The organism is Pseudomonas sp. MDT1-16, from assembly GCF_054898115.1.
In genome coordinates this window covers 2,304,827-2,328,114 of record NZ_CM142717.1, presented here as the reverse complement: position 1 = coordinate 2,328,114, position 23,288 = coordinate 2,304,827, and the positions used below count along the sequence as shown (strand labels likewise).

General features: G+C 50.9%; 21 protein-coding genes and 1 pseudogene. 9 read left to right on the top strand and 13 right to left on the bottom strand.

Annotation, left to right across the window (positions count from 1 at the left end; genetic code table 11):
• Positions 1 to 104 precede the first annotated feature (104 nt).
• The 5 genes from ACYZT3_RS10425 to ACYZT3_RS10405 form a co-directional block, all read right to left on the bottom strand.
• Positions 105 to 350, bottom strand: coding sequence for an antitoxin Xre/MbcA/ParS toxin-binding domain-containing protein (locus tag ACYZT3_RS10425; protein WP_462032359.1), 246 nt, complete (start codon positions 348 to 350; stop codon positions 105 to 107).
• Positions 351 to 843: 493 nt separating this feature from the next.
• A complete protein-coding gene (locus ACYZT3_RS10420) occupies positions 844 to 1,251 on the bottom strand; it encodes a hypothetical protein (RefSeq protein ID WP_462032040.1) in 408 nt (135 codons plus the stop codon).
• 3 nt (positions 1,252 to 1,254) lie between these two features.
• Positions 1,255 to 2,091 (bottom strand): hypothetical protein, encoded by an 837-nt coding sequence (locus tag ACYZT3_RS10415; RefSeq protein ID WP_462032039.1) that lies wholly within the window; start codon positions 2,089 to 2,091, stop codon positions 1,255 to 1,257.
• 107 nt (positions 2,092 to 2,198) lie between these two features.
• Positions 2,199 to 2,612, bottom strand: a complete 414-nt coding sequence (locus ACYZT3_RS10410) for a hypothetical protein (RefSeq protein WP_462032038.1) — start codon at positions 2,610 to 2,612, stop codon at positions 2,199 to 2,201.
• A 1,281-nt stretch (positions 2,613 to 3,893) separates the two neighbouring features.
• Entirely contained in the window at positions 3,894 to 5,444 is a 1,551-nt protein-coding gene (locus tag ACYZT3_RS10405; protein WP_462032037.1) for an amidohydrolase family protein, read from the bottom strand.
• 355 nt (positions 5,445 to 5,799) lie between these two features.
• Between ACYZT3_RS10405 and ACYZT3_RS10400 the strand changes: the two genes are divergently transcribed.
• From ACYZT3_RS10400 to ACYZT3_RS10385, 4 genes are all read left to right on the top strand, one after another.
• A complete protein-coding gene (locus tag ACYZT3_RS10400; protein WP_462032036.1) occupies positions 5,800 to 8,067 on the top strand; it encodes a patatin-like phospholipase family protein in 2,268 nt (755 codons plus the stop codon).
• A gap of 344 nt (positions 8,068 to 8,411) precedes the next feature.
• On the top strand, positions 8,412 to 8,729 hold the full coding sequence (locus ACYZT3_RS10395) for a DUF7693 family protein (RefSeq protein WP_462032035.1): 318 nt from the start codon (positions 8,412 to 8,414) through the stop codon (positions 8,727 to 8,729).
• A gap of 84 nt (positions 8,730 to 8,813) precedes the next feature.
• A complete protein-coding gene (locus ACYZT3_RS10390) occupies positions 8,814 to 9,023 on the top strand; it encodes a hypothetical protein (protein WP_462032034.1) in 210 nt (69 codons plus the stop codon).
• An 89-nt stretch (positions 9,024 to 9,112) separates the two neighbouring features.
• Positions 9,113 to 9,424 carry a type II toxin-antitoxin system HicB family antitoxin gene (locus tag ACYZT3_RS10385; RefSeq protein ID WP_462032033.1) on the top strand — a complete coding sequence of 104 codons (312 nt, stop codon included), beginning with the start codon at positions 9,113 to 9,115 and terminating at the stop codon, positions 9,422 to 9,424.
• Positions 9,425 to 9,735: 311 nt separating this feature from the next.
• Here ACYZT3_RS10385 and ACYZT3_RS10380 read toward each other — a convergent pair.
• Together ACYZT3_RS10380 and ACYZT3_RS10375 are read right to left on the bottom strand one after the other, a co-directional pair.
• A protein-coding gene (locus ACYZT3_RS10380) for an IS3 family transposase (RefSeq protein ID WP_462031622.1) occupies positions 9,736 to 10,955 on the bottom strand; the annotation gives its coding sequence in 2 pieces (ribosomal slippage) (positions 9,736 to 10,610 and positions 10,610 to 10,955; 1,221 coding nt in all).
• Positions 10,956 to 11,009: 54 nt separating this feature from the next.
• Complete coding sequence (locus ACYZT3_RS10375) at positions 11,010 to 11,507, bottom strand: hypothetical protein (protein ID WP_462032032.1); 498 nt, start codon at positions 11,505 to 11,507, stop codon at positions 11,010 to 11,012.
• 197 nt (positions 11,508 to 11,704) lie between these two features.
• On the opposite strand from ACYZT3_RS10375, the gene ACYZT3_RS10370 reads away from it, so the two are divergent.
• Positions 11,705 to 12,924 (top strand): IS3 family transposase gene (locus tag ACYZT3_RS10370; protein ID WP_462031622.1). Its coding sequence is split into 2 segments (ribosomal slippage): positions 11,705 to 12,050 and positions 12,050 to 12,924, totalling 1,221 coding nucleotides; the frame shifts between segments, so codons are not numbered across the junction.
• Positions 12,925 to 14,009: 1,085 nt separating this feature from the next.
• On the opposite strand, the gene ACYZT3_RS10365 is transcribed toward ACYZT3_RS10370, so the two are convergent.
• The 5 genes from ACYZT3_RS10365 to ACYZT3_RS10345 all read right to left on the bottom strand — a co-directional run bounded on the left by ACYZT3_RS10365 (position 14,010) and on the right by ACYZT3_RS10345 (position 16,558).
• Positions 14,010 to 14,420 carry an antitoxin Xre/MbcA/ParS toxin-binding domain-containing protein gene (locus tag ACYZT3_RS10365; protein ID WP_462032031.1) on the bottom strand — a complete coding sequence of 137 codons (411 nt, stop codon included), beginning with the start codon at positions 14,418 to 14,420 and terminating at the stop codon, positions 14,010 to 14,012.
• Positions 14,421 to 14,447: 27 nt separating this feature from the next.
• Positions 14,448 to 14,825, bottom strand: a complete 378-nt coding sequence (locus ACYZT3_RS10360; protein ID WP_462032030.1) for a hypothetical protein — start codon at positions 14,823 to 14,825, stop codon at positions 14,448 to 14,450.
• 4 nt (positions 14,826 to 14,829) lie between these two features.
• Positions 14,830 to 15,252, bottom strand: coding sequence for a DUF6957 family protein (locus tag ACYZT3_RS10355; RefSeq protein WP_462032029.1), 423 nt, complete (start codon positions 15,250 to 15,252; stop codon positions 14,830 to 14,832).
• 128 nt (positions 15,253 to 15,380) lie between these two features.
• Positions 15,381 to 15,689 carry a hypothetical protein gene (locus ACYZT3_RS10350; RefSeq protein ID WP_462032028.1) on the bottom strand — a complete coding sequence of 103 codons (309 nt, stop codon included), beginning with the start codon at positions 15,687 to 15,689 and terminating at the stop codon, positions 15,381 to 15,383.
• Positions 15,690 to 15,826: 137 nt separating this feature from the next.
• A complete protein-coding gene (locus ACYZT3_RS10345; protein ID WP_462032027.1) occupies positions 15,827 to 16,558 on the bottom strand; it encodes a metallophosphoesterase in 732 nt (243 codons plus the stop codon).
• A 174-nt stretch (positions 16,559 to 16,732) separates the two neighbouring features.
• Here ACYZT3_RS10345 and ACYZT3_RS10340 point away from each other — a divergent pair, with 174 nt between their 5' ends.
• Both ACYZT3_RS10340 and ACYZT3_RS10335 read left to right on the top strand, forming a co-directional pair.
• A complete protein-coding gene (locus ACYZT3_RS10340; RefSeq protein WP_462032026.1) occupies positions 16,733 to 17,188 on the top strand; it encodes a helix-turn-helix domain-containing protein in 456 nt (151 codons plus the stop codon).
• 103 nt (positions 17,189 to 17,291) lie between these two features.
• Positions 17,292 to 17,506, top strand: a pseudogene (locus ACYZT3_RS10335) (hypothetical protein).
• Positions 17,507 to 17,517: 11 nt separating this feature from the next.
• On the opposite strand, the gene ACYZT3_RS10330 reads toward ACYZT3_RS10335, so the two are convergent.
• Complete coding sequence (locus tag ACYZT3_RS10330; RefSeq protein ID WP_462032025.1) at positions 17,518 to 18,879, bottom strand: zinc ribbon domain-containing protein; 1,362 nt, start codon at positions 18,877 to 18,879, stop codon at positions 17,518 to 17,520.
• A 466-nt stretch (positions 18,880 to 19,345) separates the two neighbouring features.
• Here ACYZT3_RS10330 and ACYZT3_RS10325 point away from each other — a divergent pair, with 466 nt between their 5' ends.
• Positions 19,346 to 20,407, top strand: coding sequence for an SIR2 family protein (locus tag ACYZT3_RS10325; protein WP_462032024.1), 1,062 nt, complete (start codon positions 19,346 to 19,348; stop codon positions 20,405 to 20,407).
• Between the two features lie 11 nt (positions 20,408 to 20,418).
• Positions 20,419 to 23,157, top strand: coding sequence for a hypothetical protein (locus ACYZT3_RS10320; protein WP_462032023.1), 2,739 nt, complete (start codon positions 20,419 to 20,421; stop codon positions 23,155 to 23,157).
• Positions 23,158 to 23,288 lie beyond the last annotated feature (131 nt).

Below are 23,288 nucleotides of genomic sequence, written 5' to 3'. Positions count from 1 at the left end.
GCTCTCAACTGTTGCGCGGCATCGTTCAAACGATACCAGCGGATCGATTGCCCAGACATCTACTTGAATGGAGGCTACAGCTCGACTTGGGCATATGACCTGCGTCACCAGAGCGGGATGATCACCTTTGAGATGTCAAGCCTATCCAGGCGCCATTCAGACGTGTACCCATGTTCCAATTGCCCAATGAGATCAATGACGGCTTGGGCCTCTACCCAGGTGCTTGTCATGTCCAACGGCAATCTTGAATTAAGCCCTCGCGCGGGTGACTTCCTCCATTCTCTGGCAGCGCTAAGATCACCTTCGAAGAGTTCAAGAGTGGCATTTAGAACACCAACAAGCGCGCATATCTGATCGCTCTCTATGATAAAAAAATCAGAGAGATGCTTTCAATATGGATGTTGAATAATGATGGTGAGAAGCAAGACTACTGCGAAAAGCGAATTTATAGACTAGCTCCAGAGCATCATCAGCCACGAAGACAGACTTGTCATACACATCAAAAAAGAGGGCCCTCGAAGGGCCCTTTTGTACTCAAACTAACTTTGTCAGCTAGAAATCATTACCGACCTGCGAGGGCACTGCCCTGCATATTCAAAGCCTCCTCGGCCACTACTTGCTTCTCGTCCTGGGCATCACATGGCGCAGGATACTGGTATGATTAGCGCACCCTCTACAACTGAAACGCCGTAATTTCTGATCATCAAGAATCGTATCCATGAGTTTGCTCAGTCTTTCGAACGAGTTCGTCTCGCAGACTTAGGCTCTACACTTTACTGGACAACCTCCTCCCAGCATCTGACTTCGTCGACTCACATCATCGGCACTGACGTTATTTAAAAACTAGTTGCCGACCTCCTGTGCTAGTGCCACTGCAGCAGGAACGGCAACTCCTAAGTTACCGGTCGATACTCCTGCACCAATGGCGATCCCAAAGGCAATAACTTTTGCGGCGATATCGATCAATTCTTTAACATCATTCACATTATCAATAGTCTCTTTGATTTTCTTAATTCCGACCTTGATAGCCTCTGCTTCATCATCAAGAAGATCAATATTTTGTATCAAGGCTTTTGAGTTGAGTTGACTTGAAATCGTGAGCAGCACCATCGCCTGGTGATCTAAAGATTTTCTAGATTCCTCAGAAATATCGTCCCAGTTTTCATACATATAGTCACCAACATATTTGGCGAGGCCATGAAAAATTTTTGCCATTCGGAAAAGATCTTGAGTTTCAAGTGTATTGCTCATACCCTAATCTCCCTTGTTAGTTGAAAATGCTTCTTGTACCTCTTTCAAAATAGGTTTTGCCTGATTCACATAAGCACGGACAGCAGCATAAACTTCCTTCCCCGATAAATCCCCAGCATCCTTACTTAACTTATTATGAGTCTTTCCAATTTCGCGAACTCCGTTTGCTAGCGACTTTGCGGCAGCTAGTTTGGTTTCTATCTCGATTCGCTTATCCCACTGATTTTTTGAATAACCTTCCCATACAAAAGGATTAGAGCTCCGTTGTGATTGCTCAAGGTATTGGTATCTTTGCCTCCATGTCTCAAGCTCATTATCATATTGATAAACTATGTTTTCATCTATTACCTGAGCAAGATCGTCAGAAAACTTAACAACTGTTGAATTCGCAGAAACAATGACTTCAGAGATTTGTTTCTGGCGATAAAGATTTGTAGCCATCTGCCCTACAAAGCCCGAAAGCTTTTTCAAAGAACTTACCTTTCCTTCATCATATCCTTTGATATTTTTTGCTTCAGCCACAACCTTATCGATATTCGTGTTATAGTCGACAATCTCGTCTGAAGCTAATGCCCCTAAAGCATCACTATAATCACTAAGAACTTTTGACACATCAATTATTGCCTTGGAGCCCTTTTTTGCATCAACGCAATCGTTATATTCACTTAAGGCTTTGTAGCTATTACTTCTTGCACACGATAAAGCATAATCTCTCGCTACAACATTAATACTATCTACAGTATCTTTTGAGTACGCGGAGTACTTTGTTACAGCATCCATCGACACGCAGCCCGTCATCAACAATGACATAACTGCCAGACTCATGAATTTCGAATTCATATATAACCTCTTCCTTATTTGTTAATACGATTCATTTCTCACACTTCATTCTATACCTATTGGATTTTTACATAACTGCCAAAAATACAACACTACGCCTTATTACATTACGCAGTCTTCGAGCTCTTCGAGAAATAGAAAGCCAAACATGCAGAAACAAGCGAAGTTCCAATTACCGCGCCGGAATCTAGGAGACGCATCGCTCCCTCAATCGTCTGACTTATCGCAATAAGTATTGGCGGCCCTAACACCCAAATCCCGACCACTACTAGTGCAAAAGCCACGGTCTCAATTGAAGTATCGCCCCCTTGATCTACGAAAGCGCGCTCCGAAAAATAAAAACCTCCCAAAATTGCTAACAGTGGAAGATAGTGCTGCATGAGCACTTTAATTGCAGGAGCAGCCGCCTCGAAGGAAATTGCGCCGTTCCGACCAATCCACCATAAAACAATGAACGAAAGAATAAATCCTGAAAGCATTAATACAAGTATAATTCTTCTACCTATTAGTGATTTGGTCATTTGCAAGCTCGCTTCTCAAATAGATTCCGCAGGTCAGGCCAAGCGCTCGAAACATAGGTAACATCCTGATCCTGAACCGACCATAGCTCCTCGCGCACTCCACGAGACTTTGTTAATGTAACAACACTAACCGACGTACAGACTGGCGCAGCGATATCAGAGATTTTAGCCAGACCAAATCGGAACGCCGTCCTCCGGACGCGACGATCCTGCTTTGTACTTGGTTCCTCTATATAAGTCGTAACAATAAAGGTTTTAGGCACCCGAACTGTTTCAATCGAGGGTAACCCACGGACAGCTAGATGATCTTGAATTTCCCTGAGTACGGTATTGTTATCACCCACAACTCGAAACGAAATCTCCTCGCTGGGAAAATCATCAATTGCAGGTGGTGTCCCTCTATTAGAAGTCGAAGTTATGGCGCAACCCGATAACATAAAAAAAACTAGAGAGAGAATCGTTATGCGCATATCTTCCCCTTTCTTCCAATTAAAATTTAAATATCTGCAACCCCGACGATACCACTCAGTGTACACACCCGCTTCAGAGAGAAAGCAACAAATAAAGACTGAGCATTGAAACCTCAAAAACTACAGCACCAACATGAAATACGACAGACTCATTTGCACGTAAGTACTACCAACTTTAAAGCGGCCAACTTTTACCGAATGTTGAACCGCTTAATTAGCGTTCAACCTCAAAACCATGACGACACATAGCAAGGCACCTGGAGGCACCAAAACACAAATAGCCATTAGGCGCACCTCAACACATCAGAGGTTAAAAACATACACAAATACAAAAAAGACGAATTAAGAAAACGATATACTACTGTAGGTTTAGCACACATGACGACCTAGTCAAGTAACACCAGAAAAAATTTGAATGCCGCTATTTTAACGCAGTGTAAACAATCAGTTCTCAAACGGCTTACGCTTGTCTCCAGTCAATTTTGTCTCACCAATTTAGCACTTTAACTGAAACGCAAGGTGATCAGCTAACAACCGAGGCGTTTCAGGATCCGCTCTGACATCGTAAAAACCTTCCACTCACGGCTAACCTAAAAATCTAAAATTCGCACCAACATCCGTCAACTGGTCATAACCCTTGACGCCCATACGAAATCTATTGTTCTGAGGACATACTCTGGATACGGATTCGGAGCGCTTTCCCCTAATCCTCCAATTACTTCCTTATAGATTTCATTACAATGTCACGCTGGCCTACCAGAGCTACTCCAGTAAAACCCTCGACACATCAACGACTCATGTTAACTCTGATCTACTCAGTAATTTTCATGTACTTGTACGAATTCTGCCAGAAAAACCTGTTTAAAAATTGCTTGTATTCATCTCTATTCATGATTTTCAAAAACACATCAAAGTATCTTCTGGTGTTATCGACCATGTCCGGCATATGCCAGTCAGTACCATAAGCAATTTTATCCATCAGATCATAGGGGCGCCCCTGATTGGAGGCTGAAGTTCTGGCACGCTCCAAGTTGGCTACAAAGGTTGCACCATTATCTGGATTAAGCATTGGGAACATATTGGCAACTTCGCAGTAGACATTCGGGTAGGTTGTGCAAAGTTCGGTTACGATCCGAGCAAAATTATCAGCAGACTTCCATTCATTGTCGTCGGCTGCCATCCAACCAGGAGAGTTAATGTCGTCAGTTACGACATCTTCGCCGCCTGCATGTCCAAGGCACAGCCTCAGATTGCTCCATCTTTCATTTTCCAAGACGGCCTTCCAGTTGTTCGGATGAGCGTTCCTCCCTTCTTTCAGACGGGTTTGAAACCCTTGGGGTGTGCAGTGGGCAAAAACAGGGAAGTCTCCCTCAACACAGAAATCGAAAAATTCGTTTGTGATTTCCTGAACTTCTGGTTTATCGCCCGAAGGCTTGTATCCAAGAGGTGGATAGAATTTGAAGCCAATGAAGCCTTTTTCGATTGCGTCCTGGCAGCGCTTACGCCAATCACCCGGTCTGCGTGGATCAAAGGCGCAGAAGCCATATACTTCGTTCGGATGAAGACGCTGCAGTTTCTGCATATACTCGACTTGAGTCGGGAAGAATGGATACTTAGGCTCCTCCTTGCCCGGATAGGCCATTTGCATATCCATCATAAAATGGACAATCTGAAGCGGAGGCAACCCAGGGCCATAGCCATCAAATACCTTCGCCAGCATCTCTTCCTCTGACTTCAGCATCGTAAGGAAGAACTCTAGGTAGTTTTCTGGTTTGCCCCATGCCATGGGATCCATAAGCTTGGTCACTGCTCGCAAGGATTTCTTGACCGCCTCCTCAGCGCCGTCAAGAACACTGCCGAAGGGCAAGTCATGCTTAAATAGCGTCGTGCCCAACAGGCCATCTATGACCTCTGGTGGCGCAAGTGGTTTGGGCAGCTCTTCATCAAAGCCTTCGGCTTCGTAGTTAATTTTTGCGAGTTTATCAACGATTTTTGAAATATCGCTGGTAGAGATTCTATTTAAATTTTGTGAGCTGAAAGGGATTTCTCGAAGCACCTGGGGCCCGTTGGTGACTGCGTTCTTGGAGGCTGATCGAGCTAGAAGTTCATGCTGAGTGATTTTCCATATCTGATCGATTAGATATTCATTCTTCGCCTCTTCGCTCAAAAAATGTGTATCTGAGAATCCCCCTCTATGTTCCTTGTAGGACGATCCTGTAAGGGCCACCAAAAGGCTTGCAACATGTTTTGCAAGGGCGCTGTCCTCATTCCTCATTGCATCCGCGATGACGCTTGCGAGTGGCATATAGCAAGCATTAAATAAGTGAGTGTGCATATCTACAATTCGGCGCGGGAAGTCCATAGGCTATTTCCTTTTTTTGAACGTGGGGATTTAGATTTTTTTATCAAAACTGGCGTACTAAACCACACGTTCGATCGCTGTTGTCAAAAGCTTAGTTTATTCGCGATCAATATTTCGAACAGAAAGAGGTTTGGGCTATTATCGATTCGGCATAAACTATGTAACCAATGGTTATTGACTCATCTGCGTTACAAGCAAAGCGAATTTGGATTTGCCGTCGGCAAACGAATCTATGTTCAAGGCAGGCGAAGCAGTCGAGCATGGTTCACCACTATTCGTTAGCGGTACATAGAAGTAGCTACTACGCTGGGGATACTAGCAATAGACCAGCACCGCGCCAGGGATGGGGATTGAAATGAAAACTCCAGTAGCTTCGTCGTGGTGGACTTGGCTAGTACTCACCGGCTTGTTGATCGCTGGGTGCGGCACCCCTCCCAAAGCACCCCCTCTGGATTTCACCAGCAAAACCCTAAATCGTGAATTTGCTGTCGAGCGACGACCTGTTGCCGGCCACACCCCTAATCTTGGTTTAGCGCTCGCGGGCGGAGGCACAAAGGCATCGGGGTTTTCCATTGGGATACTCAAGGGGCTGGTGGAGTCCGGCCAGATGGAACACGTGGATGTTATTTCCTCGGTATCCGGTGGCAGCTACGCCGCCTACTGGTATTACACCCGCCTCGTCTTCGACGACCCAGAATTTGAACAAAATAAGCCAACCCCTGATGCATTCCGGCAGACACTATTTCTCGACTGCTTACCGTCGCGGTATATGGATACTTTGGGTGTCAGCGGGGCACCGGAGGAATCTTGGCTTGTAGGCCAACCCCTACCCTGCCCGCCTCAAAACAATACGAATCTGCTTAAAATTGCGAGGGACGATCAATTTGAGAGCGACGAAAAGCGCCGGCATACCCAGCATCAATATGACCTGCGCCTAGCTACGTTGAATCGACCTGAGTTAGGCAAAGATCCATACCGCGTACAGAATGCCTTACGTGGCTACCAGGACATGTTCAGCACAGGGCGGAACATGTTTGGCGCCCATGCCTTCGACTACACCACCACTGAGGATGACCAGCGATTTACCAATGAAACGCTGGAAATGGTTCCAATGGAAATCGGCTCGATGGTTCTCAATGCGTTCGCCAATATTGTCTTTGGCTGGAACATCAATCTCTCAAGCACACAACATGCTTACGCCAAAGGCATTACACGAACCTACGGCGCCAGCGCACCTAATTGTGACGAAAAAGACGACGCCTGCATGACGACGATGTACGGCACCAGCGTGCGACTGGAAGGCGATATTGAGCAAGCCAGATCTCTAAGCTATACCCAACTTCAGAGGGCTTACGAGGTAAAGGGTGCGCCACTATGGATCATTAACGCCACCGCTGGGGAAGATCGCAGCGTGTTCGACATCGGAGAGCAGCAGCCATTTTTCCTTTCTGCATTCGAGGTCAACTCTTACCACTACGGTTCAGGACTTTACGGGTATTGGCCAGGTGCTTTACCGGGCCTGACGCCTGCCAAAGCCGTTGTGTCATCCGCAGCTTTCCTCGATTCCCAGCAGAAAGTGGAAGCCGAACCTCCACTGCGCAATATCTACAATGCCGGACAAAAAATCGCAGCGCTGGACTGGGGTCTTTCATTTCCCAATCCAAACAACACCAGCGATACCATTTATGCGATGCACTACCTTTTGCCCTTCCCGCTCTACCATGTCGATCGCTTGGGCGACGCCAAACATTCAACCTTTATTCACCTGTCAGACGGCGGCATGTCAGAGAATCTTGGCGCCTACGCGCTCGTTCGCCGAGGCGTCTCCAACCTGATCATTTCCGACCATTCGCAAGACCGGGAGGGTTGGATGGCTGACATCTGTCGACTAAAGGAAGGATTGGTAGATCAAGGACTGACCCTGCTGCTGCCTGGTTTGAGCAGTCTGGATAAGCAGTGCAAAATCGTGAAGTACGAACTCACCGGTTACGACATCTACGCCTGGGAGCACCCGGTATTGGTCGGCTGCATCGTTTCTACAGCACTGGCCAATTCGGACTGCGAAAACCTTCCCGCCAATCTCAGCAAAAATCAGTACGCCGCTCACCTGTTCTTGATCAAACCTGCATTGGGGACGAAGTCAATGCGGGTTCAGTTGCAATCCATAAGCGGCGCCTGCAACGAAAGCAGTAATAAAAAATGCCAGGAAATCGTGCGCCATGCGTGCACCACACCTAATGGGACGAAAGACAGTCCTATGTGGCAAGGCGCCCCACCTCCATCCTGCGAGGTGTATGCGTTTATCAGCAAAAACTTCGGCAATAGCGATGGCATAGCCAGCGACGGCTGTCCGAACTATCCGCAGTTCGGCACCGTCGCCCTGACAATGGACTCATCGCCCTGGATCTATGGCGCCATGCGCGATCTTGCAGCTTATTACTCCAATCGTGTCAGTTGGTTCTTCGCCGAAGGGGGCGCCGTCCAAGAAGATCGCTTCCTCGAAGAATTGCGTTACCAGCGTGGCAATGCGATGCCTTTGCTAGTGGATGCCAAATTGCGTAGACCGGGGGCAACAAAATCATGCGAGTTCAAAGCACCGAGCCAGACAATGAAATCGACTTAGCAATGACGTAAAGGGGCACGAGTCGAGGGTTGTCCTTTACACTGATCTCGTCATTTAAGCTGGCTTTGATTTTTTCCTATTTTCTTCTACATGCATCTCCGGCCGCTCAGCATATTGGTACCCAGCGGCTTCCCAGTCGCGCCACGTAGGAATGATCCTGGGCGCCCAGATGTCTGTCATGGCAGTCGCGCGCTGTCAGGGTTCCAGTAAACGGCCAAGACCGTACCATTCTAAGCCAAAGCGAGTGGCATCAAACGCTCATAGACTTAGGGTGGCATTACCCAATCAGCATCCACTCGCTTAGAGCTATCTACGTAAGAGCCATGATTCATGCAGAGACTACTTTGAACACGAACGCCCCTCTCACCTCCCGCGAGGTCTACCAGTTCCTGAAGGACGTCGCGCTCGGCATACGCATCATGAGAAGAACCAGCAGCCAGTCTTTGAGCGAAATCTACAACGGCCACATACCTGTTGCGATCGATGGTTGGTATCTCACGCTTTTCAATGACGGCGGCGCCTTGAATTACTGCGAGGATTGCCGGGCACCAGATGGCAGAGTTGGATCACTTGAAACCTGGCCGCGCTATGGCACTGATCCAGTCGACCTATTGAGTGGGTGGGAGCGTGATCAGCTTGAGCGTCTGCTGAACGCACTCTGACTCTGTGCGACCATCAATATCAGCGACAAGATCCCACCAAATTTTCCTACTGCTACGCTGTCCTTTTTCCATGGAGGAATCGCGATGCCAAACTCTGACCTGCTCCCTTCCCTGCTATTCAAGATCAATGAAAACCGGCAAGCCCTTGAGGCTGCCATCATGGAACTTACGCTCTGGGTCGAGCAGCGTGGATCGGGTGAGGTTGGAGGCAATGTGCGTGGTGCGCTGGAAACGACCAGCAAGAATGAGGAGTTCATCACCATGACTTTAGCGGTGCTAATGGCACCGGAATGATCTACCCCATGATCCGTATGCGTACCTGAAGGACGCCTACCGACGCAGTGCGCGAGTGAAATTACCGCGATGACCTCCGAGGAGTGACCATGTACGACTATGCAATCCGCTTCGAGGAATGCAGTGCTTCAGGACTTGCCATGTTCTGCCGCGACCTTCCAGAGCTGAACAGCTATGGCGATGATCGGGAGAGAGCAATCAGCGAAGCCCTGGACGCGATCGAGACAACTCTATCCATTTACGTCGATCAGCGACGAGTCATACCAGTAGCATCTGCTCCGGAGGCTGGTGAGCATGTAGTCCGCTTGCCAGCGGTAACCGTGGCGAAGGATCGCGCTATGGAACGCCATGATGGAGCGAGACACACTGGCTCACCTACTTTGCGGCGCAACGGAGGTTGATGACTTGTCCACCCCTTTGCATTCGACCTCATCCGTCATTTGCTTCCGTTCTGAACACCAACGCATTGAGGCTTTGTAACCGTGACCGGCAGAGAGCGGCCAGGAGCAGCCAGTCAGATGTGTTTGGATAATCTGGAGTGATCCGGAGTACCGATTAATGCTTGCATGGGTTGAATGCCTCCAACTCCCCACGGGGAAGAGGTACTCCGATGTCCCATGGGGCATAGTTGTTCGGCAAGGGGACATTGGAAGACCAGTTTCCGGTTGCACGAACTGGACTTGCCCCTACAAAACCGGACACCAACTCCCCGTTAAATTGATGCTGCCGCCAAGCGCCTGAACTCCCTCGGTGAGCGATAGTTCAAGGCGCTGTGCGGATGCTGCTCGTTGTAATGCTCAAAGGCAATTGCCAGGTTACGCAGCGCCGTTTCTCGATCCGGCTTGGGCATGTGCGCCACGTAGTCACGCTTGATCGTCTTCACGAAGCTCTCAGCCATGCCGTTGCTCTGCGGACTGCGCACAGGTGTGGTCACCGGCTGCAAACCGATCTGTCGAGCAAACAGGCGCGTCTGTTCGGCGGTATAGGCTGAGCCGTTGTCGCTTAGCCATTGCACCGGCGTGGCGGGCAGTTGATCACCAAAGCGCTTTTCCACGCTTTCCAGCATCAAGTCGCGGATATCATCGCCGCTGTATCCCGTTGGACTTGCAACCCAGCCGATGGCCTCACGATCACAGCAGTCCAGGGCGAAGGTCACGCTCAGTTTGGCGCCGTCCTCGCAGCGGAACTCAAAACCGTCCGAGCACCAACGTGTATCGCTGGTTTCCACCGCAATACGGCCTTCGTGCCGACGCGGCATGCCGGGCTGTTTGATCCGGCGCTCCAGCAGCAAGTTGTGATCGCGCATGACCCGGTAAACCCGCTTCACGTTGATCGCCGGCAGCGACTGGGTTTCACGGGCGCGACGCAGCAATCCCCAGACACGACGGTAGCCATAGCTGGGAAGCTCGCTGACCTGTTGCTGGATTTCGACCACCAGCGCAGCATCGTCCACAGGCCTGCTTCGCCGTACTTTGGGCGATACTGATTGCTTGATTCGAACCGTTAATTGCGAGCGCGCCACACCGAGACATTCGCTGACCAGCTTCACTGGTCGTCCCCCGGCAACAAGGGTGAGTGCGCAATCCATTTTCGCGACCGGGCAATCTCCACGGCCTCTTTGAGGATTTCTGCTTCCATCGTTTTTTTGCCCAGCATCCGTTGCAGTTCACGGATCTGCTTGAGCGCATCACTCAGCTCGGAGGCCGGCACTACAGCCTCGCCAGCACTGACCGCCGACAGGCTGCCGTCCTGATACAGCTTGCGCCACAGGAACAGCTGGTTGGCATTGATGCCGTTGCGCCGAGCCACCACCGAAACGCTTTGCCCTGGCTCAAGACTCTCGCGAACCATGGCCAGTTTTTGCTCTGGGCTCCAGCGGCGCCGCCGCTCTTGGCCCAAAAGCTCCCCACTCTTATCGTTGCTGTTAGTCATAAACATAACCGTTTGCCTATCCCTTATCGTAAGGGGGAAACGGTGTCCTGTCTTTCATGGGGCTCGTTCACGAACAAACAAGCCGTCTTGTACGGTGAGCAACGGTATGTGTTGGGACTGTAAATACCGAACTACTTGCGCCCTTTTTTTCACGTCCATTGCTCCTACAGTTTCGCCTAGGCTCAACGCGTAAAAATGCTCCGCCTCGAATAGGTGCACAGGCATCGTGTCCTGCTCCCCCCTCCAGATGTAACCGCATTGCACCTTGGGCGCGCGAAGTTCGCCAGCTTGCCGGTAGTGCTTATTGTCGAAAATTACCAAACGTAAACCACTACGCTCCGAGACAAGCAGCCCTTTTGTCGGTTCAGCTGGTTTCGTAACCCCATAGGGCACAGACATCCAGTTTGCCGGCACAACAAGTTCCGGCACTCCATCAAGTGCAAGGTCGCTCACCAGTTGAGAGGTAGCCTCCGGAGTTCCATAGGGCGCCTGGTATGCACATCCAGCAATCAGCGAGGTGGCAAAGGCCAGAGCAAACAAATCCTTCTTCATACGACCCTTCCTGAAAAGGCTCGTATTCAACACCAATTTCCCGTCTATCACCACTCGCCTATTTTGCAGAACGCGGCAGCCACATCCGCATAAATGTCTCTAGTCAGAAGCCGCAATCGTTGGATTCTGAACGAGCCCCATGAAAGACAGGACACCGTTTCCCCCTTACGATAAGGGATAGGCAAACGGTTATGTTTATGACTAACAGCAACGATAAGAGTGGGGAGCTTTTGGGCCAAGAGCGGCGGCGCCGCTGGAGCCCAGAGCAAAAACTGGCCATGGTTCGCGAGAGTCTTGAGCCAGGGCAAAGCGTTTCGGTGGTGGCTCGGCGCAACGGCATCAATGCCAACCAGCTGTTCCTGTGGCGCAAGCTGTATCAGGACGGCAGCCTGTCGGCGGTCAGTGCTGGCGAGGCTGTAGTGCCGGCCTCCGAGCTGAGTGATGCGCTCAAGCAGATCCGTGAACTGCAACGGATGCTGGGCAAAAAAACGATGGAAGCAGAAATCCTCAAAGAGGCCGTGGAGATTGCCCGGTCGCGAAAATGGATTGCGCACTCACCCTTGTTGCCGGGGGACGACCAGTGAAGCTGGTCAGCGAATGTCTCGGTGTGGCGCGCTCGCAATTAACGGTTCGAATCAAGCAATCAGTATCGCCCAAAGTACGGCGAAGCAGGCCTGTGGACGATGCTGCGCTGGTGGTCGAAATCCAGCAACAGGTCAGCGAGCTTCCCAGCTATGGCTACCGTCGTGTCTGGGGATTGCTGCGTCGCGCCCGTGAAACCCAGTCGCTGCCGGCGATCAACGTGAAGCGGGTTTACCGGGTCATGCGCGATCACAACTTGCTGCTGGAGCGCCGGATCAAACAGCCCGGCATGCCGCGTCGGCACGAAGGCCGTATTGCGGTGGAAACCAGCGATACACGTTGGTGCTCGGACGGTTTTGAGTTCCGCTGCGAGGACGGCGCCAAACTGAGCGTGACCTTCGCCCTGGACTGCTGTGATCGTGAGGCCATCGGCTGGGTTGCAAGTCCAACGGGATACAGCGGCGATGATATCCGCGACTTGATGCTGGAAAGCGTGGAAAAGCGCTTTGGTGATCAACTGCCCGCCACGCCGGTGCAATGGCTAAGCGACAACGGCTCAGCCTATACCGCCGAACAGACGCGCCTGTTTGCTCGACAGATCGGTTTGCAGCCGGTGACCACACCTGTGCGCAGTCCGCAGAGCAACGGCATGGCTGAGAGCTTCGTGAAGACGATCAAGCGTGACTACGTGGCGCACATGCCCAAGCCGGATCGAGAAACGGCGCTGCGTAACCTGGCAATTGCCTTTGAGCATTACAACGAGCAGCATCCGCACAGCGCCTTGAACTATCGCTCACCGAGGGAGTTCAGGCGCTTGGCGGCAGCATCAATTTAACGGGGAGTTGGTGTCCGGTTTTGTAGGGGCAAGTCCAGATTCAGATCAGTCGTCACATGCAGAAATTGGCCGTTAGCTACCTTGCGCGAAAGGCAGCTATGGGTCGACTGCGGCCCTTCACGATAGGCAGCTATGGGTCGTTCTCTGCCAGTCAAGACCACGAAGCACGGTGATCAAGTTCGCTCAAATGGAGTACCCGAGCCTTGAGGTGCGGGCTGAAGTAATTGACACGCATGAAAAAGCCCGACTCGAAGATACGGCGACCTGTCAGCAAGTGACCCGGTTACAGACCTAAATCTATGCCCAATTGATCCTCCTTCATTGCGTCAGACGCCAGGTCATTGACCACGAGATGCCATTGCAGCTGCTGACACAGATGATTTGTCAGACGGGATCCGATCTCGATGTAATTCTCCGAGATGCTGGCATATAACCCTCGACTGCTCACTACGCCGTGCAATACCTGAACGCACGGTAACCCGACTTCGGATACGTGAAGTCGAGTGGGCCAATCAACCAAAGGTACACGCTTGTAGCTGTCGAGCGCCTCTTCGATCAGGCGCACAAATGTAGGGGCACCACATGTCTCATACACAGACCTCCAAATGGCCGATTCACGCTCTCTATACATTACCGCCCCTTATTACGTGGCTTTGCGTGGCATGTTGCCCAACACGGGTATTTAAAAAATACCCGTTGTTTGAAGTCAAACCTGAAAGCAGCGGCTTACAGCCGCAAAGGTTAACGATTTTGCTATGCCCTACGGGTCTTAGAGAGACACTGATCGAGCACCTCAGCATGATGGCATGACCTCAACACCAGCCCGTGAAACCCGAGTTTGACGAAGATCAGAGGATCGCCTGCATCATTCATCATCGAATACGAGCGATACGTTTAGATCAACGTCTCCATCACCGACGAGTAAGGTGATGCGTGCGATCAACTCCCAGTTCAACGGCTGCAACCGTTCGGGCCGGTGAAAAATGTCAGCGCTCAACAAAGTCAGCATCTGGTCTACTGCGAAATACTCTTTCAAGAAGCTCCCCATCCGGCGTCATTTTGTCAGCGCGTAAAAAGGAAACTATTTAGGGGAGGACGCCGTGTTCAAGCTTTCCGATCAGATCGATCACGGCGCTCGCGCCCTCCTCGGTAATGAGCATTTCCAAAGGTGCTTTTGACTTAAAACAACGCAGGGGCGAGCGTAAGAAAGCCCTCGCTGCCTGGACATCGCCTTCGAACAGTTCGCAGGACGCCTGTAACGCAACAATCAATCCATACAGACGTCTGCTCTCGCACAAAGAAAAAAAACCTACAGTCGCCGCGTTCGACAAGAGTTCGGAAGAAATACCCATGTGCTTACTAAGCAGCTCTTCATCGATACACAACATCTCGGCTAGCAATTGAAATGACGGAAAAGGCATGCGGCGCCGAACGATATCGTGACGTTCAACGCTCGGCGAAGGCAAATTCACAGTGACCCAAATGTCTGTTTGCATGGATTCAACAAGAAGCTTTTCGTGAGCTCATGCGCAGTCGTCTGAGGGTGTCCAATTGACGTGATCGAGGCATCGCACGCTCAGCCAGCGCTCCCCTCCTAACGTCCCGGTATGGCCACACACTTCGCATGTCGTAAATGACCGCTGTTCTGCAGCGGCCACCGCTTCACGGCAAACCAAATCTCCACCGGAATAGTAGAAGCGTAACCCTCCGAATTTTTCCTTGACCTGACGGACTTGGATTGGCGACAGCTCAGAGTGAGCATCCATGTGAGTTTTCAGCGTGCGGCACAGCTCATCTATCAAATCCAGCCAGCCCGGCAAACAGGCGATTTCGCGAAGGGGCGCGTGGGAGAAAAACTCCGGATAGCGATCGCGCAGGATCGGCAACAAATCTTCAATCATAGGATTATTGTTTCCGGTTTATGTATGCGGCCATTGACTGAACAGCGGGCAAGCTCACGTGTTTGCGAGCGCCTCGGCCGGCCAAGATAAAAATCGTGGTTTTGCTTTCAAAAATGCAGCCGTCGAAGTCACATTGGTAACCGCTCAAAATGCTGTCACCAGGTGAATGCTTGTTCTGGCTGTCGAACACTGCCGCTTGGGCATACAAGACAGTCGCATCAAGGCCCTGGGCTTTGATTTCCTGCTCAGTAGATTCTGGAAGCATGACATCCAAAATCAGCCAGTGTCGGACGACGCAGAACGGTTTTTCTTTGAAGGTATCAGCGGCTAGTTCGACCAACTCATCATCGCCAAGTTTTGAGCCCCCAAGGGGGTGTGCTGACCCATACAGTAAATCTCCCAGCAGCTCATTGTCTGTAACGCTCATATTCTTCATTTCGCTTTAACTGTTCTCCCCCGCGAGTACCAGGTTAAGAATCATTTTTCCCGATTCCCATCACCACCTGGATAACCCGAAAGCCTTTTTCGCGCCGCGTATCCGTAGCCGCAGATCGCTCAGTGATAAATGCGGTTCATGTAGATGTTGTGGCCGCCAGGCGCCCAACTGACCACTACATAGCGGCTGCCTGAGACCGTTTGAAATAATGAATACCCATCGATGAAGAGGACGCTCGTTATCCTGGACGTCCGCACACTCGCACCCTCACGAAATCGGCCCGTGGTATCGCCATAAATCGTTCCCATGATCACAGGTGGGCTGTCGACGGCTGCGAACAAGAACGCGGTGATAGACACGCCGAAATCTTTTTCCATTGCCTCGGCGACCGCTGTAGGAATGGATGGTGCACGCTGTTGCTCAGTCATGCCGAAACACACCAGTCAGGTCAGCCGGAATAGTCGAGCTAGGTATTTCTTTGTCTACTCCATACATCATCCAGTCTCCCTTTCTTATCAACTAGGCCTACACGGAGCCCGTTTACAGTCCATGGATATGAGCGGACTCAGGAAAGGCTGATCACGAGGCCAGGGTCGAACCCCGTTTGTTCACCTGGATAACCCCGAGGATTCGAGACTACACGGCATCGACCCAGCGTTATGTCGATAGCCCTGTGCGTATGACCGAAAATCCAGAGATCTGCTTTCTCAATCAGAACGTGCCAACGGTTCGTGTACGCCGCGCAGAGATGACCATCATGTTTCCCACCCATTACCTCGGGAACAGGTGCGTGATGCGTCACGACGATGGTTTCGCCATCAAAGGGGTTGTCCAATTCCTCAGCTAGCCAATCGTGCGAGATTTGGTTTCGGCTGACCAGGTCGAACGGGCGCAAACGACGATAGTTTTCTTCAGTCCGGATAACACGGAAATCATTCATCCAATCCCACGCAGTTTGGGTCGCCGCAACGACATTCCCGGTCGACGAAAAATCAGTCCAGCTTGTCGCGCAAAGGAACCGTGTTTGGTTCCAAATGATGACCTCATTTTCCAGAACATGAACGTGCGATGAGGATTGCTCCTTCATTTTTCGAAGCGTGTAATCGATGTGCCCACCATAAAATTCGTGGTTACCGCACACGTAAATCACGGGACAAGCAAATACTTCATTCGCCCACTTCACCCCTCTGGCTTTGACATCAATGTCACCAGCCAGCACGACCAAGTCGTAGTCTCCTGACACAGGCTCGAACGGAGAAAATTCGTTGTGTAGATCTGAAAGCACATGAAGCTTCATCTATATCCCGATCTCGATTTACAGCTAAATTGATGGAGCGAATAAAGGGGCGGGACTGAGCTCTCGCAGATTCTTAAACCGCAAACGAGCCGATAGATCCACTCATATGAATATATACATTTGAGTGGATCATGGCAATCACGGCATACAGATCTGTTTTGACGGAACGGAAAAATGTCTGTGCGCACCGCATTCGCCGTAGCACTGAAGCTTTTGCGAACAAAGCGTGGCCTCACACAGCATGAGCTGAGCAAAAAGGTCACTCAGTCGCATGTAAGCCGCATCGAAAATGAAATGACCTCCCCCAGCCTAGAAGCCATCATTGAGCTCGCCAGAGTTTTGGAGCTCAGCCCTGTTGCCCTCATGGCACTGGTGTGTGGTGCACAAGACGAACTGAGTGCGGGCGATGTCCTGAAAATCGCTGAAAAGGATCTCCAGGTTATAGCGCTACTGCAGGCTTCGATTCCGCTGGAAATTGAATCGACGCCTCACCCTCGCGTTACCGCTGCGGCAAAAATGCGAGAGGAAGTTCAAGCGCTCAAAGAGCAAGGCCTTTCGCAGGCTGAAATCGCGAGGGAGCTGGGGATGGCAAAGACCACGGTTCAGCGTCATTGGCATCGTTCGGACTGAGCTTTTTGCTTTTTTTGCCCCTTCTTACTTTTGTTCAACGGTCATTCAAAGCCAATATCGAACCGCTGCTATGCTTTGCTCTCCATCCGAACGGAGTCGAGTCATGGCTGAGCAATATTCCCTTCCCGACGTACTCGCAAGAATGTATGAAACCAACTGGCGATCGAAGCGGCGCTGATGGAGCTCGTCCTTTTGGAGGAGCAACGCGGATCGTCTGAGGCTTGTGAGAATGCGCGCGGGGCACTTGAAAGGATTGGTGAGAACGCCGGGCACATCAAGCAAGGGATTGCGAGGTTGGACGGGGCTGCGGAGTCTTAGTCAGACCTGGTTTATTTCCAGTCCAAGTCTGCCGTGGAAAACTTCAACGCCTGGTTACCCGACTGATAGAAGCTCGCCTCGATGACCACTTCGTCGACCTTACGCAGCTGACTCATAAATTTTCTGTAGTCGGAAATGAAGAGGTACGTCGTGCTGTTATCACTCGGTTCACTGGCAGAAAACCGTTGAGGTTTCCCACCTCCGAAACGAACGCTTACACTGCAACCATCGTAGCTGTTGCATAGAAACTGTCCCCGTTCAACCTGAAGAATAACGTCCGATCCCCACCGAGGATGTTTTCGTAGTTCAAGCGTAGCCCGTTGTGCACCTGAATAAGGAAAACCGAAGGAAAGGGTGTTGATCGAGTCGACCTCCGCTGTCAGCACCTCTTTCTGGGTCATTTCATCGTTGTGGGTGCCGTAGCGCCAAACCAGTCCCATCTGCCGTTGATGGGCTTTGAGTGTAGCCGCTTCTTCCTCTGCTTTTTTCTTGGCGGCAGCCTGCGCGACTTTAGTATTGAGCTCCGTCAGCTGTTTTTTGTACCCGGCATTGTCTGGAGCCAAAGCGACCAGTTGCTCGTAAATCCTGGCTCGCTCAGAGATATTGTCATCTTTGATAGTGCCAAGGCTCTCGACGAGCTTGGTCTTTTTGGCTTCATTGGCCATGGTCTTATTCTTGAGTTCCACCTTCACTGCGACTGCATCGATATCGGCGTCTCCAAGACCTTGATAGTTGCGTACAACGTTCAGCGCCTCGGCAACCTTGCCCTGCTCAATAAAAGCGTTCGCCTCCGCCTGAATCGCAGCTTTGTTTGACTTGAGGTATTGAGCGGTCAGCTCACGCTCGGTTTGACGCTGTTGCTCGGCCTGTTTTTCCGCAAGCTTGCTGCGCTCGGCAGATTCATTCGACGTGGCAGAGGCGAACATCATCATGTAGCAGATGAACAGCGCTCCCGAACCGATGACCTTTAACTGAACACCAACATCGAACCCAAAGATAGACCGAACACGCTGGTATATAGGGGGGATGAGCAATGACGCACCTGCCAGCGCCGGCAGCGACACCAATGGAAAACGCCAGACACTTGTAAGGAACAACCCCAGGAAAAGCAGCCCAAAAAACCAGGCGACAACTTTGCTCGCGAGGGCGACGGATCTTGATCCTAGATCTGCACTTCCATTACTCGTGGACGATTGAAAAACTAGGGACTGTACAGGCTCGAACTCGACGAAAACATCGTCATGCAACGGGAGTTCACTGGCAGTCGGAACCGTCACCGGGTGCGTGCAGTGGGGGCATCTACCAGTGATACCGGCCTTGTTGTTGCTCAAGCGAATGCTTTGTTGGCAGTGTTTGCAGGCAAACTCAATCATGGCCTTCCCTGGTCGTTGAACCCCGAGCCTTAGCCTACGGCGGTGGCTCATTGCCAGTCAATCGCTCGCGCATTGGGCCAACCGATGATCCAGCGCGGTTCTCAAAGCGCGAGACTCGGCATCGTTGTGAGCTATGGTAGGTCGGTGAGCGTGGAATAACCTCACATTAAGGCTCTGCGACTTCGGAAGCTTGTCTCCCCCAAAAGTGCCGCAATTTCAGTCGTAATAGCCACAGCAAAACCCGTCATTGCGACCTTGACGGACTCATCGATTTTCAGGGTTAATCCCCCTTCTAGGATGCTAATGCCTCAGGAAGACCATGGCCCTATCTCGAATGCCTCCACGCACAGACAGCCCTATAGATAGAGTCATCTCCCTTGGTGAAGGGTTACCAGCAATCCCAGAGCGACTGCTGTTAGCTCATGCGAGAGGTGAAGTTCTGTTTATCGCTGGCGCCGGTGCTTCCATGCCTGCCAATCTTCCTGATTTTCGGACGCTCGTCATCGGGGTTTATGAGGTACTGGATCGAGCTGTCCACGCCTTAATTTCCACCTATAAACATGGTGATCCTGAGCCTTCCACCATTCACTCGCTCAGCTATCAGCAAGCAGCTGAGGTAAAGCGCTTTATCGAACGTGACTACGATGTGGTCTTGGGCATGCTTGAGCGCCGAATGGATCGGCAGCCGGGTAGTGCCAGCCAGGTGCGCAAGACCATTGCTGAGTTAATTCGAAAAGCGGGAGCGAAACCAGCTGATGTGCACCTCGCGTTGATGCGGCTCGCCGATCGTGGAGGTGCGGTTACGATCGTGACGACCAATTTCGATCTGTTATTGCAGGCAGCGGTGTCGAAAAAAGCAAGATCAAAACTGCCGACCTATGCGTTGGGAGGCATGCCCCGACCAGGGCGAAACGCCGAATTCAACGGCGTGTTGCACATACACGGTGCACTCGATCGAGACCCTGCGAAGTTTTCAGATTTTGTAGTCACTGATCACGATTTCGGGGAGTTCTACCTCAGACGAAGGACGGTGCCGGACTTTATTTACGACGCTGCAAGGCTCTTCCACTTGGTACTCATTGGGTACAGCGCAAACGACCCACCCATGCGTTATTTGTTAAATGCGGTGGCTGCGGATGGAGCTCGATTTGACGATTTGAAAGAGCGCTTCACCTTCGTCGGACAAGAAGTCCCAGACCCTGTAGCTGATGAGGATTGGAAAGGACGCGGTATTACACCCGTTAGTTATGACAGCAAAGATAAACATGCCGCGCTATTAAAAACACTAGATCGGTGGGCCTCCCTGTCCGCAGTAAACGGTGATCCTAAGGTTGTTGATTCAGAGGTGAAGCGGATCGCGAAATTCAAGAGGAACGAAGCGATCGATGCTGACCGCGACCTTTTCGATCATTTAATCCGCCGCAGTGACAACACGACTCGAATAAGGCTAACCCGCCTTGCCAGTAAGGCGGGTGCCGATCTAGGTTGGTTGGATGCCATCATTGCCATTGGCACAGAGAAACTCTGAAGGATCCTTCATTGAGACAGCCCTTAACAAACCTTGACGAACCAGGAAAAATCGCAGCGCGAACTGCGTTGGAATTCCTTAAAGGTAGATTGAGTAGTCCAGATACGGTCGAGTGGGCGCTTACATTTCTACCTCACGACACAGTCAAGCGTGTAGCGATTCTAGAACTACTTGCAGCTCAGGAAGGTAGCCGATTGAAGGAGCCTTTCTTAAGTGCATGGCGTTTGATTGAAGAAAGTTGGGCCGGTCTGGAGCAATCTGGATTTTCAACAATAGACATCTATCGCGTGCAAGAAAGGCTAAAGTCTGGCGACAGATCGGGAGGGGTGATCGAGATGATAAATCGTCTTGTAGCACCACGACTAAAGGTTGAAAGCCGGGTGTCAACTGGAGTGCTTTTAGGTAAGAGAAAAGGCCTGCGACGTGTGGATGAGCTATTGCATGCAAGCCTTACTAGTCCCGGTCTTATCGACCTCGAAGCTCTCCGCATCGACAATTTGAACGAGGCTGGATTTCTGACCCAACTGATCAATGCGTTGGATGCAAGCGTGCAAAAAGGGATGGATATAGCCAAGAGAATCGGCTGGGATGGCCAATCCAAATTGTGGCGCTTGGGATTTCTCTACCGCGTTGAGTACACCGAAAAAAAGTCCACAAATGGAATTGGTAGAGACGAGGATCAACGTCACGTCGGCATTGGGCCAGTCGTTAAGTTACTGCATGTAGTGGTCAAACGCTTGGCAGAACTTGATCCCGGCGCAGCCAAACGAGTCGTTCAACAGTGGAAATCGATGCCAGATCCAATCCACCTGAGGCTCTGGGCGGCACTATCAAAAGCAGGTTCGATTTCCACGCCTGCCGAGGTGGGTGAAAAATTATTGGCTTTGGCTGACGAGCCTTTTTGGAACGCTACCGAATATCCAGAAATAGCCGAATTACGGGCGATACGGTTTTGTGACCTTTCAGCGGAAACTCAGGCCGAAATGGCGGTGCGAATTCGTAAAGGCCTTCCGAAACGTCTTATGTCAAAGAATATCCCGGCAGATCAGGTCGAGTCGTTCCGCTTACATAAGAGCTTGCTGGAGTTCAGACGCATTGAGGTGGCCAAGGGTCAGTTACCAAAGGCAATTCAGAACTGGATGGCCTCAACCATAAATCAGTTTCCTGATCTTATGGCAATGGATAGCGTTGACCATCACTTCCGGAAGTCTGCTGAGGCTTACTGGTATAAGGCAGAACCAGATGCCCAATTCGATCATCTCTCAGGAGAGGCACGACTCAGAACCTTAGAGGCTTCGTTGAGCTCTACTCGTGGTGGATGGGATGATGATCCAGCAGAGCGTGCAAACGAATGGATTCGTTTGGATGGGAACGTTGAACAGTTGATCAGCGACTTCGAATCTATCCCAAGCCAAATTGGTAAATTCCCTCGTGTCTGGGATGCCTTCGGATGGCGTCATGGGACAGGCATGCGAGGATCGGCTACCACAATCAACGATAAAAGCCTGAAACAAGGTCGGCGTGTAATTTCACTGTTGGTGCACCTGGAAAGGGAGACAGCACTGCAAGCCATTGAGGGAATTACTCACTGGCTATCGGAGTGGCGCAAGGTTGTGGTGAAGTCCAAAAAGTTTTCAAAGATCTGGACTCTGTTTTGGCCACTCGCAGTAGAGGCCACCAATGCTACGACCGATGACAGAGAGGAGATTGACCTAAACCTCATCGTAACCTCCAACGAGGAAGAGCCCTCTGACCTGGATACCTTGAACACGCCAGCAGGGCGACTCGTTGACGTGTTTCTCGCGGCATGCCCCGACCTGAGCACCCCATCAGGAAAGTCGTTCTCCGGCAGCCCGGCCCTAATAAAAATGCGTCGAAATCTAGTCGAATCCACCGGTCGATCAGGTTTGATTGCCAAACACCGGCTCATCGAATGGCTTACCTACTTTTTACAAGCTGATCACGCGTGGACTGAACGGTACCTGATTGCACCTTTGGCAGAAAACGACTCTGCTGCTATTGCGTTATGGCGGGCCATCGCTCGACGTGTCCAATTCAAAGACACACTTGCAATAATTGGCTTACAGCTTGTCGGTCGGGTTACCGATCTACGGCTGGGACGTGAAAGCCGGAAATCGTTACTGTCTAGTCTAGTGGTAGAAGCGCTGTATGCTTTTCTGGAGAAGCGAGAACCGTCTGTTCCATATTCCGCGATTCAACAATCGATACGATCAGTTGAAGATGAAATTCGAGCTGAAGGCGCGAGAGTGTTACAGCAATTTGTAACGGATCTCTCTAGCAATGCTGAACCTGGAAGATCACCGTTTACGATTGAAATGCTTTTTCACGTAGCAATACTGCCATTCCTCGCTTCCGTGTGGCCTCAAGAGCAATCATTGGTTACGCCAGGCAGCAGTGCCGCGCTTGCAAGGTTGCCCGCATACGTTGGCGATACCTTTGCCGAAGCTGTTGAGGCAGTAGAAAGGTTTCTTGTACCGTTCAACTGCTGGTCGCTGCATGATTACGGATTTTATGAACGTGGGGAGATCATTCCGGTGTTTCCATTCGGGAAATCTCAAAAAAACGCCGCGGCTTTGATCAGATTACTCGATGCAACAATCGCCAGCACAGAAGGTGCTGTGATTCCCATGGATTTGGTGCAAGCGCTGGATTATGTTCAAGCAGCAGCACCCGAAATGGCTTCGACACCAGCGTTCAGACGTCTCGCAACATTGGCAAGACGCCGGTGATTAGTTATTTTGTTAGCTGGTATAATTAAGCACTCGCAATTATATGAGCTAATCGACGATACGGATGGGGGCGTTCGCTTTTTTGCCCCCCAACCGGTTTTGCTAAAAAAGGCCAAATATTGTTGATCGCT